Source organism: Nocardioides fonticola (assembly GCF_039536805.1).
In the GTDB taxonomy this organism is placed as follows: domain Bacteria; phylum Actinomycetota; class Actinomycetes; order Propionibacteriales; family Nocardioidaceae; genus Nocardioides; species Nocardioides fonticola.
In genome coordinates, this window is record NZ_BAAAZH010000026.1 from 87,619 (window position 1) to 98,547 (window position 10,929).

The 10,929-nt window shown below is 71.8% G+C and carries 7 protein-coding genes and 1 pseudogene; 1 reads left to right on the forward strand and 7 read right to left on the reverse strand.

All coding sequences use genetic code 11. From position 1 onward, the window contains the following. Positions 1-3 precede the first annotated feature (3 nt). The 3 genes from ABD671_RS16970 to ABD671_RS16980 form a co-directional block, all read right to left on the reverse strand. The gene (locus ABD671_RS16970; RefSeq protein WP_344734623.1) at positions 4-1,266 is read right to left on the reverse strand and encodes an MFS transporter; all 1,263 of its coding nucleotides are present in this window, start codon (positions 1,264-1,266) and stop codon (positions 4-6) included. Positions 1,267-1,410: 144 nt separating this feature from the next. Next, a complete protein-coding gene (locus ABD671_RS16975; protein ID WP_344734624.1) occupies positions 1,411-2,556 on the reverse strand; it encodes an acyl-CoA dehydrogenase family protein in 1,146 nt (381 codons plus the stop codon). 10 nt (positions 2,557-2,566) lie between these two features. Further along, positions 2,567-4,783, reverse strand: coding sequence for an MMPL family transporter (locus ABD671_RS16980; protein WP_344734625.1), 2,217 nt, complete (start codon positions 4,781-4,783; stop codon positions 2,567-2,569). 289 nt (positions 4,784-5,072) lie between these two features. On the opposite strand from ABD671_RS16980, the pseudogene ABD671_RS16985 reads away from it, so the two are divergent. Continuing rightward, a pseudogene (locus ABD671_RS16985) lies at positions 5,073-5,549 on the forward strand (hypothetical protein); the annotation flags it as partial. A gap of 28 nt (positions 5,550-5,577) precedes the next feature. Here the strand turns inward: ABD671_RS16985 and ABD671_RS16990 are convergent. From ABD671_RS16990 to ABD671_RS17005, 4 genes are all read right to left on the reverse strand, one after another. Further along, positions 5,578-7,821, reverse strand: a complete 2,244-nt coding sequence (locus ABD671_RS16990) for an MMPL family transporter (protein WP_344734626.1) — start codon at positions 7,819-7,821, stop codon at positions 5,578-5,580. Positions 7,822-8,030: 209 nt separating this feature from the next. Beyond that, the gene (locus ABD671_RS16995; protein WP_344734627.1) at positions 8,031-8,732 is read right to left on the reverse strand and encodes an NAD-dependent deacylase; all 702 of its coding nucleotides are present in this window, start codon (positions 8,730-8,732) and stop codon (positions 8,031-8,033) included. A gap of 60 nt (positions 8,733-8,792) precedes the next feature. Beyond that, entirely contained in the window at positions 8,793-9,284 is a 492-nt protein-coding gene (locus ABD671_RS17000) for a DUF4333 domain-containing protein (protein WP_344734628.1), read from the reverse strand. A 194-nt stretch (positions 9,285-9,478) separates the two neighbouring features. Then, a complete protein-coding gene (locus tag ABD671_RS17005; protein ID WP_344734629.1) occupies positions 9,479-10,087 on the reverse strand; it encodes a DUF4333 domain-containing protein in 609 nt (202 codons plus the stop codon). Positions 10,088-10,929 lie beyond the last annotated feature (842 nt).

A 10,929-nucleotide genomic window follows, 5' to 3' on the forward strand; every position in this document is an offset into this window, starting at 1 on the left:
CGCTCACCCCTCCGGGATCACCGGCACGGCGGGGACGGCGTCGCGGGCGCGGAGGCCGAGCAGTCCCGCCGTCAGGCACATGAGACCGACCGCGAGGGAGAACCACGGGAAGGTGGCCGCGAGGCCCCAGGTCGTGGCCGCGGCACCTGCGAGGACGGTCGGCACCGCCAGCCCGGTGTAGGCCAGCAGGTAGTAGGCCGACATGACCTCGCCGCGGTGGCCGGCGGGGACGACGGCGCCGAGATGGCGCAGCGAGCCGCCGAACCCGAGGCCGAAGCACAACCCCATCAGCACGCCCGCGCCGAGCACGAGCGCCGGCTCGCGGCTGTCGAGCGCGGCCACGCTGAGACCGAGGGCGACCGCGGTGCCGACGTCTCCGGCGATGGCCGCGCGCCGCGGCGTCCAGCGCCCGCCGACGGCCTGCGAGAGCGCCGCCGCGCCGGCCATGGCCGCCACCACCGCACCGCCGAAGACGAGGCTGCGGATGCCGGTGCGCTCGCCGGCGAAGGAGGGGAAGAGCGAGAGGTAGACGCCGAGCACCGACCAGGCCGCCACCACGCCGAGGACGGCGAACCGGAAGTCCGCGGCGATCTCGGCCGGGACCGCGGGACGGGTCAGCCGCACGCGAACCGTGCCGCGGGCCGGGCGGGCTGCGTGCGGCTCGGCCATCGCGAGGACGCCGAGGAGCAGCACCACGACGACGACCGCCACCACCGCGTAGGGGGTGACGGTCGGATGCGGGCCGTACTGCGCCAGCACGCTCGCCCCGAGGATGGTCACGGCCATGCCGAGGTTGAACACGATGCCGGTGAGGTGACCGGAGCGGGTGCCGTCGTGCGGACGCAGGTCGAGCAGTGCGGCGCTGCCGGCCACCACGGTGGTGCCGACGGCCGCACCGTGGATCGCACGGGCGAGGAGGAGTGACGCCACGCCCTGGGCGGTCATGAAGACCACCAGGCCGACGATCATCGCGACGGCCGCGCCGATGAGCAGCGGCCGGCGGCCGACGACGTCGGAGACCTGGCCCGCCACGAGCACGGCGCCCAGAGCCGCCACGGCGTAGACGGCGAAGACGACCGTGGTCGTCAGCGGTGCGAGATCCCACTCGCGCTCGTAGACGCCGTAGAGCGGCGCGGGCGCCCCGGAGACACCGAGCGCCACGGCCAGCAGGGTCATCACCAGGGGGTAGGCCCACCGCTGGTCGGCGGGCGCCGCCGACGAAGCGGTCGGGCCGACCGCGCCCGAGCGCGCTGGGGAGGCGGTCATGGGGTGCTCCTGTCGCTGTCCGGCGACCTGCGGGTGCGGCCCGGGCCGGACGACCGCGACGCTACCCCAGGGGCGGGCGCGGCAGACGTGACGACGCCCCCGCGGATGACCCGCGGGGGCGTCGAGGAGCAGGTGCGCTCGGCGTCAGAGGCCGAGGTCGCGGCCGATGAGCTCCTTCATGATCTCGTTCGAGCCGGCCCAGATCTTCGAGACGCGGGCATCGCGCCAGGCGCGGGCCACGCGGTACTCGTTCATGAAGCCGTAGCCACCGTGCAACTGCACGCAGTGGTCGAGGATCTCGTTCTGGACCTGGCTGCTCCACCACTTCGCCTTGGCGGCGTCGACCGGCGTCAGCTCGCCCTTGTCGTGGGCGACGACGCACTGGTCGAGATAGGCCTGGGTGACCTCGGCCTGGGTGTAGAGCTCGGCCAGCAGGAACTTCGAGTGCTGGAAGGTGCCGATCGGGACGCCGAAGGCCTGCCGCTCCTTGGTGTACTGGAGGGTCTCGTCGAGGATCTGCTTGGCGTGCGCGAGGTTGGACAGCGCGCAGCCCAGCCGCTCCTGCGGGAGCTTCTGCATCATGTGGATGAAGCCGCCGTCCAGCTCGCCGACGATGTGCTCGTCGCTGAGGCGGATGTTCTCGAAGAACAGCTCGGCGGTGTCGGACTCGTCCTGGCCGACCTTGTCGAGCTTGCGGCCGCGGCTGAAGCCGGGGGCGTCGGCCGGGATGGCGAACAGCGTGATGCCGCGCGCCTTCTTCTCCGGGCTGGTGCGCACCGCGGTGATGACGAGATCGGCGGAGTAGCCGTTGGTGATGAAGGTCTTCGAGCCGTTGATGACCCAGTCGTCGCCGTCCTTGACCGCGGTGGTCTTGAGCGCGGCGAGGTCGGAGCCGCCGGAGGGTTCGGTCATGCCGATCGCCAGCAGGATCTCGCCGGAGGCGACGCCGGGGAGCCAGCGGTGCTTCTGCTCCTCGGTGCCGAGCTCGACCAGGTAGGGCGCGGTGATGTCGGCATGGATGCCCCAGCAGGACCCCAGGGCGGCGTTGACCTTGGAGAGCTCCTCGGCCATGACGGCGTTGAAGCGGTAGTCGCCGGCACCCGCGCCGCCGTACTCCTCGGGGATCTCCAGACCCAGGAAGCCCTGCTTGCCGGCCTCGAGCCAGAACTCCCGCGGGATGGCCTTGTTCTCGGCGTACTGCTCGACGTTCGGGATCACCGAACGCTCCAGGAACTCCCGCACGCTGGCGCGGAAGGCCTCGTGGTCCTCGTCGTAGATCTCGCGCTTCATGGCGAGGATGCTACCGGCCGGTAACCGTCGAGGGGAACGGGTTCGCCGAGGTGGTCTCCACCACGTCGGTCGCCGGGTCGGACGCCACGTCCGATGCCGGGTCGGGCGCCGGCCCGCCCTCGCGGAAGCCGTAGCGCTCCCACCAGCGCGCCATCGGCGCTGGCGCCCACCAGTTCCACCGCCCGAGCAGCGCCATCGTCGCGGGCACCAGCAGGGCACGGACGACGGTGGCGTCGATGATCAGCGCGACGAGCATGCCGACCCCGAGCATCTTCATGAACACGATGCCGCTGGTGGCGAAGGCGCCGATCACGACACCGAGCAGCAGCGCGGCGCTGGTGATGATGCGGCCCGTGTGGCGCACGCCCGAGGCCACGGCCCGGGTGTTGTCGCCGGTGCGGTCCCACTCCTCGCGCACCCGGGAGAGCAGGAAGACCTCGTAGTCCATCGAGAGCCCGAAGAGGATCGCCAGCATCAGGATCGGGTTGGTGGCGTCCAGGAAGCCCTGCGGGGTGAAGTCGAGCAGGCCCGCGCCGTGGCCGTCGGAGAACACCCAGGTGACCACGCCGAAGGACGCCGTGATCGAGACCAGGTTCATCACCACGGCCTTGAGCGGCAGCACCACCGAGCCGAAGGCGAGGAAGAGCAGCACCAGCATGACCGCCACCACGATGACGCCCATCCAGGGCAGGTGGGCACCCACGGAGGCGATGAGGTCGACGGTGTCGGCGCTCAGACCGCCGACGAGCATCGAGCCGGTGTCGGGGTCGAGGGCGCGCAGCTGCTGCACGATCGCCTGGGATTCCTCGCTCTGGCTGTTGCCCTCCCAGGTGACCCGCAGGAGCGTCGCGTCGGCGTCCTGGGCCACCGGCGTGATGTCGACGACGCCGTCGACCGCGCGGGCACCGGCCTCGAACCGCTCGACCTCGGCGGGGCCGACGCCGCGCAGCAGCACGTTGGCCGTGGAGGTCTCCGGGCCGAACTCGCGCACGATCGTGGCCGCGGCCTGGTGGGAGGGCTCGTCGTCGGGCAGCACGCGGTAGTCGACGCTGCCCCACCGGACGCCGAGGAACGGGCTCGCCACGACGAGCAGCGCGGCGACGGTGCCGACGATGACGATCACCGGACGACGCATCACCCCGCGGGCCAGCCGCTCCCAGCGCTCTCCCTCGGCGGCAGGGTCGGTCGGACGGCGACGGCCGATGCGACCCGCGTCGACCCGGCGCCCGAGCAGGCGCAGCACGGCGGGCAGCACGGTGAGCGCGGCCACCATCGCGACCACGACCGCCGCCATGCCGCCGTAGCCCATCGAGCGCAGGAAGTTCTGGGGGAAGATCAGCAGGCTCGACATCGCCGCGGCGACGGTGAGCGCCGAGAAGAGCACGGTGCGTCCGGCGGTGGCCATCGTGCGGCGGATCGCGATCGCGGACGCCTCGGCGGAGTCGAGGTCGGGCAGCGCGTGCAGCTCCTCGCGGAAGCGGCTGACGATGAAGAGCGCGTAGTCGATCGCCAGGCCGATGCCGAGCAGCGAGATGACGTTGACCGAGAAGATCGAGACCTCGGTGACGCCGGTGATGAGCCGCACCACCGCCAGCGCACCGACCATCGCGACCGCGCCGACGAGGGCGGGCAGCAGGGCGGCGACGACGCTGCGGAAGATGAGCAGGGCGAGCAGGATGACGATCGGCAGGGTGATCAGCTCGGCGCGCTCGAGGTCCTCGCTCGTGCGCTCGTTGACGTCGTGGTAGACGGCGAAGGAGCCGGCGACCTGGGTGGTGAGTCCCTCGGCGTCCAGGGTCGGGCGCAGGTCGTCGTAGGAGCGGAGGAAGTCGTCCTGGCTGACGCCGGCCAGCGAGATGAGCACCTGGGCGTGGTGGCCGTCGGCGCTGACCAGGGAGGGGTCGGCCCAGTAGGGCACGACCGCGGTGGTGGTGCCGGCGGGCAGGGCGTCGACGACGTCCTCGACCGCGGCCCGGAACGCGGGCTGGTCGGCGGTGAGCTCGGCATCGGAGTAGACCGCCACGACGTCGACGCCGCGGTTGCCGAACGCGGCACGCTCGGCGGCCAGCTCGCGGCCGCTCTCGCTGGCCGGGTCGTCGAAGCCGCCCTGGGAGAGCGAGGCGAAGACGCCGCTGCCGAAGACGGCGGCGAGCACGGTGAGCAGCAGGCCCGCGGCCAGGACGGCGCGCGGACGGCGGCTGAGGACGCCGCTCCAGCGATCGATCATGACGACTCCTGTGAAACCCTGTCAGGAAAGTGAATGGTGTAAACCGTAAACGGCGTAAACTATGCTCGTCAAGCAGTCGTCGTCCTCCGATCGGAGCCCCGTGCCCGCCGCCACCCGTCGTCCTCCCGCCGCACCCGAGGCCTCGCCCGAGCCCACCGCGCCCTCGCCGGCGGCCGGACGCCGCGAGCGCCAGCGCGAGGCCACGTTCACCGAGATCGTGGCCAGCTCCCGGGCCCTGCTGGCCGAGGGCGCCGAGCTCTCGCTGCGCGCCGTCGCCGCCCGCATGGGCATGACCGCGCCCGCGCTCTACCGCTACGTGGCCAGTTACCAGGAGCTCGTCGACCTCGTCGCCTTCGAGATCGACAAGGCGGCCACCGAGGAGTTCATCGCCGCGGCCGACGCCTATCCCGCCGACGACCACGCGGCCCGCCTGTGCGCCTCCTCGACCGCCTTCCGCCAGTGGGCGCTGCGCGAGCCGCGCGAGTTCAGCCTCGCGTTCGCCAACCCGATCGCCGACTCCTCCTGCGCGCGCCGCGATCTCATCACCGTCACCACCTCGGCCATGCACTTCACCGACCTCATGCGCGCGATCTGGGAGGAGCGGCGCTTCCCGATCCCGCGCCTGGAGGAGCTGCCGCCCTCGGTGCGCGAGTCGGTGCTCGACCCGCTCATCCCCGCCAAGGTCGAGGGGCTGGCCGACGACGACCGCGGCCTGCTGTGGATCTACATGCAGGGCTGGACCCGGCTCTACGGCGTCGTCGCCCTCGAGGTGGTCGGCCACCTCGACCCGCGCATCATCGAGAGCGGGGAGATGTTCGTGGCGGCGCTGATGAACTTCCTGCCGGTGCTGGGTCTCGAGGACGAGCGGGAGCGGCTGGAGGCGGTGCTGCGGGCGGGCCTGCGCCCGGTGCCGCCGCAGGTCTGACCTCGCGCATCCCGTGGCGCGCCCACCACCGCACCATCGGCGCGGGCGCCCACCAGTTCCACCGGCCCAGCAGGGCCATCGTCGCCGGCACCAGCAGGGCCCGCACGACGGTGGCATCGATGACCAGGGCCACCAGCATGCCGACCCCGAGCATCTTCATGAACACGATGCCGCCGGTGGAGAAGGCGCCGATCACCACGGCGAGCAGCAGGGCGGCACTGGTGATGATGCGGCCCGTGCGCCGCACCCCCGCCGCCACCGCGGCCCGGTTGTCACCGGTGCGGTCCCACTCCTCGCGCACCCGGGAGAGCAGGAAGACCTCGTAGTCCATCGAGAGCCCGAAGAGGATCGCCAGCATCAGGATCGGGTTCGTGGCATCGAGGAAGTCGACCGGGGTGAAACCCAGCAGGCCCGCACCGTGGCCGTCGGAGAAGACCCAGGTGACCACGCCGAAGGACGCCGTGATCGAGACGAGGTTCATGGCCACGGCCTTCAACGGGAGCACCACCGACCCGAAGGCCCAGAACAGCAGCACCAGCATCTCGACCAGCACGATCAGGCCCATCACCGGCAGATGGGCTCCCACCGAGGCGATGAGGTCGACGGTCGTGGCGGTCGCCCCGCCGACGAGCGCCGTCCCCGAGGGTGGATCGACCGCCCGCAACCGTCGGAGGAGGTCCTGGGAGGCCCCGGTCTGGGCGTTGCCGGCCCAGGTGACCCGCAGCAGGGCGGATGATCCATCCGGCATCGACCGGGCAGCGAGGGTGTCGACCCGCGCGACCCCCGGCACCGCGCGCAGCCGTGCGACGTAGGCGGGCAGGTCGGTCGAGGCCTCCTCGCCACGCACGACGACCGACGCCGCGGAGGTCTCCGGACCGAACTCGCGCGTCAGCAGGGCCGCCGCGGCGTGCGACGGTTCGTCGGCGGGCAGCACCCGGTAGTCCAGCGCGCCCCAGCGCACCCCGAGGAAGGGCGCGGCGATGACGAGCAGCGTGAGCGTCGTCCCGGCCACCACCAGCACCGGACGGCGCATGACGCGCACCGCGAGCGCCTCCCACCGGCGTCCCTCCGACTCCGGGTCGACCGGTCGGCCGAGCCGGCCGGGCAGCCGGCCGGCGTCGATGCGCGGACCGAGCAGCACGAGCGCGGCGGGCAGCACCGTCAGCGCGGCGGCCACGGCGACGAGCACCGCGGCGACACCGCCGTAGCCCATCGAGCGCAGGAAGCTCTGGGGAAAGACCACGAGGCTCGCCAGCGCCGCTGCGACCGTGAGCCCGGAGAAGAGCACCGTGCGACCCGCGGTGGCCAGGGTGAGCGTGATGGCGACCGCGACGTCGTCGGTGCGCGCGCGTTCCTCCCGGAACCGGCTGACGACGAAGAGGGCGTAGTCGACGGCCAGCCCGATGCCGAGCAGGGAGATCAGGTTGGCCGCGAACACCGACACCTGGGTCACCTCGGCCAGCAGGCGGAGCACCGCGAGCGCGCCGGCCATCGAGACGCCCGCGACCAGCAGGGGCATGAGCGCCGCGACCGCGCTGCGGAACACCACGAGCGCCAGCACGATCAGCAGGGGCACGGTGACGAGCTCGGCGCGTTCGAGATCGGCACGCGCCCGCTCGGTGACGTCGGCGAAGACCGCGAACGGCCCGGTGACGGCGGTGGCCAGGCCGGGAGCCGTCAGGTCGTCGGCGAGCCGACCATACGCCGCCTGCTGGGCGGCGTCGTCCGTACCCGCGAGCGAGATCACCACCTGGGCGTGGTGGCCGTCGGCGCTCACCAGCGCCGGGTCGGCCCAGTACGGGACGACCGCGGTGACGGCGTCGTCCGGCAGGGCGTCGAGCATCCGCTGGACGGCGCCGCGGAAGGCAGGATCGTCGGCGTGCAGCTCGTCGTCGGAGACGATCACGACGACGTCGGCCGCGCGGTTGCCGAAGAGCGCCCGCTCGGCAGCGGCAGCGCGCGCGCTCTCGCTGCCGGCGTCGCCGAACCCGCCCTGCGCGAGCGCGCCGAAGACCCCGAGCGCCACCCCGCCCGCCAGCAGCGTGGCCAGCAGCCCGGCCGCGAGCACGATCCGTGCCCGGCGCGCGACGAACGCGCCCCATCCCTCTGCCATCCCGCCCCCCGCGAGTAGCTCTCTCCCACGGGCAACGTAGGCAGCGGGGTGGTACGCGTCAACGCCTTCGCGTACCGGTCTGGGCCGGTGGCCGGGCGCCAGTTTCCCCGGTCAGCCGGGGAAACTCCTGCTTGTCAGGCCATGCTTGCTGTGCCAAGCGGGAGTTTTCCCTGACCAGTGCGCCCACCTCAGGCCCGCGTTGGCCGTCCTCAGCCGAGCTGGGCGAGCACCTCGTCGACCCAGGCGGGCACGAGGTCGCCGGCCCGACCGTGGCGGGCCTCGCGGAACCACATCGTGCCCTCGCTCGGTTCGAGGTTGAGTTCGAGGGTCCGGGCGCCGTAGCGGGCGGCCTGCTGGACGAAGCCGGCCGCCGGATAGACCGCACCGGAGGTGCCGATGGAGACGAACAGGTCGGCCTCGGCGAGCGCCATCGCGATGCGGTCCATGTGGTAGGGCACCTCGCCGAACCACACGACGTCCGGGCGCAGCTCGGTGACCCCGCACGCCGGGCAGGGCGGCAGGTCGGCCAGCTCGCCGGTCCAGCGCACCCGCGCCGAACACGCGCGGCACCAGGCGGCGAGCAGCTCGCCGTGCATGTGGACGACGCGCCGGGAGCCGCCGCGCTCGTGCAGGTCGTCGATGTTCTGGGTGACCAGCGTGAGGTCGTCGCCCAGTGCGTCCTCGAGCCGCGCCAGCGCGCGGTGGGCCGGGTTCGGCTCCACCGCGGCCAGCGCGGCCCGACGGGCGTCGTAGAAGCGGTGGACGGTGATCGGCTGGAGGTCGTAGGCCTCCGGCGTCGCGACGTCCTCGACCCGGTGCCCCTCCCACAGGCCGTCGGCGTCGCGGAAGGTCGGCACCCCGCTCTCGGCGGAGATGCCGGCTCCCGTCAGGACGACGATCTTCGGGCTCATCGACACCGGACCCTAGCCTCCGCCGTGGCGGGCGGCGCGAGCACCGCCCGACACGTCACGTCAGTTGACGCTGTCGGCGACCTGGATGTCGAGCGTGGCGTTGCCGGCGTCGTCGACCGAGGAGACGGTGACGTCGACGTCGACGGTGTCGGAGCCCGCGGTGATGACGCAGGTCTCGCTCTCGCCGACCTTCGCCTCGAGGTCCTCGGGGCAGGTGACGTCGTCGGGCGTCTGGCCGGTCTGCTCGGTCAGCTGGTCGGAGACCTGCTGGGCGGCCTCCTCCTTGCTGACGGTGTAGACCGGCGTGATGCTGAAGGAGGCGGTGCCGTCCTTGACCGAGGTGACCTCGACCTCGACGTCGCCGGAGTCCTCGCCGCTCGTCGCGGTGCAGCGGGTCTTCTCGCCCTCCTCCGCCTTCAGGTCGTCGGGGCAGGTCACCGAATCGGGCGTGGTGCCGGTCTGGTCGGCGATCAGCGAGGAGACCTTGCTGGCGAGGTCGTCCTTGTCGATGGAGTCCGAACCGACGGAGACCGAACCACTGCATCCGGACATCAGGGCCACAGAAGCCACGAGAACCGCGGCGGAGAGAACGTTACGCACCGGTAAATCGAACCATCCGGACGCCGGGCGGCTCACCCGTTCGACTGAATTCGAGACGAAGGTCTCGTGGCCGCGACCCGACCGGGCCACGAGACGGGCGCCGATCAGACCTCGCCGATCAGCCGTCGACGATCAGACCTCGACGATCAGCCGTCGACGATCACCGTCAGGAGCGGGTCGCCCTCGGCGGTGATGTCGGTGATGGCCACCAGGGCGTCGTAGTCGTAGCCCTGGTAGGTGACGACGCAGTCGATCTCCGAGGGCATCGTGATCGGCAGGTCGCCGGGGCAGTCGACGGCGTCCTGCGGCTCGCCTGTGTCGGACTCGAGCTGGAGGCGGGCGAGCTCCTCGAGCTCGGCCTCGGGCAGGATCGCGACCTCGTCGGCGCTCTCCTCGACACCGTCCTCGCCGCCGTCCGCGGATCCACCCTCGACGGCGTCCTCGATGCGGAACTTCGCGGTGCCCTCGTCGGTGAGCTCGGTGATCGTGACGGTGAAGGCGCCCTCGGACTCCTCGGTGGAGGCGGTGCAGGTGGCGGTGGCGCCGACCTCGGCGTCGAGGTCGCCGGGGCAGGAGACCTCGGGGCTGACGCCGAGACGCTCCTCGATCGCGGCGGCGACCTGGGCCTCGACCTCGGACTGCTCGACCGTCTTCGACGAACCGGCGGAGACCTCCGCGCTGCAGGCGGAGAGCATGGAGAACGCGACGATGCCGGCGACCGCGAGGGCGGCCACCCGGGGGGCTCGGGGGGTCATACGTCCATGGGACGACGCGACGCCCGCTCTCAGGAGCCTTTCAGGTTCCGGTGTGACCGCCGTCACCCGGTCGGTCTGGACCGGGTGACGGATGGGCCGGCGACGGTCAGTAGTACCAGGGGAACCCCTGCACGCTTGACGCAAGCAGACGTCTAGTGACGTCGATGTGCTCCTGACCTGCGGAAACGTTCCGATCGGTGACGACTGCTGACGGTCCGTGATGATCGTGCTGTGCGCAATACGTGCACAGTGGGCGGTTGCTCAGCGTGGCACCGGGAGGCAAGCCCAGTTGACTGGTTCGGCGTCGGATTGGGCGACCGCGGTGCCGACAGGCCCGACTGACAACCGGCTCCGGACCGGGCGAATGATGCTGCAGGAACTGATCGACGTCGGGGCGACCCTCCGAGCGGACGGTTGCGCCGACGCCACCCGTACGAACGCACACCCGACCGGGTGACCGAACGCAACTGACCATCTGGCCACGCGCGCTCACGTCCAGGGCCGCCGACATCGACCTGCGAATCCCGGAAGCTGCGCCAAGGAACGTTCCCCAGCGCGGGCTGCTTAGGGCACCTTGTGGGGAGGTGCCTACTCACCGGTCGCTGCCGGCGCCAATCGGGGTGAGGAAGCGGCGGAGCTCTCCTACGGTTGTGTAGAGCCGTCCATTGCCGTTGAACTTCCACCACCGCGGACCGATGCAGCGTTGCTTCCAGTCGCGCACTGTGCGTTGTGGGGTGTGAATGAACGCACAGAACTCCTCGAACAACAGAATGCCGTTGTCGGGACTGCCCCCGCTTTGGTTGACGCTTAGCGGTTGCGGTGTTCAGGCCGCTTCTGCGGCC

Excerpts from the sequence above, each read along its gene's own strand:
- ABD671_RS16970 (WP_344734623.1), bottom strand. The coding sequence starts at position 1,266 with ATGACCGCCTCCCCAGCGCGCTCGGGCGCGGTCGGCCCGACCGCTTCG.
- ABD671_RS16975 (WP_344734624.1), bottom strand. The coding sequence starts at position 2,556 with ATGAAGCGCGAGATCTACGACGAGGACCACGAGGCCTTCCGCGCCAGC.
- ABD671_RS16980 (WP_344734625.1), bottom strand. The coding sequence starts at position 4,783 with ATGATCGATCGCTGGAGCGGCGTCCTCAGCCGCCGTCCGCGCGCCGTC.
- ABD671_RS16990 (WP_344734626.1), bottom strand. The coding sequence starts at position 7,821 with ATGGCAGAGGGATGGGGCGCGTTCGTCGCGCGCCGGGCACGGATCGTG.
- ABD671_RS16995 (WP_344734627.1), bottom strand. The coding sequence starts at position 8,732 with ATGAGCCCGAAGATCGTCGTCCTGACGGGAGCCGGCATCTCCGCCGAG.
- ABD671_RS17000 (WP_344734628.1), bottom strand. The coding sequence starts at position 9,284 with ATGTCCGGATGCAGTGGTTCGGTCTCCGTCGGTTCGGACTCCATCGAC.
- ABD671_RS17005 (WP_344734629.1), bottom strand. The coding sequence starts at position 10,087 with ATGACCCCCCGAGCCCCCCGGGTGGCCGCCCTCGCGGTCGCCGGCATC.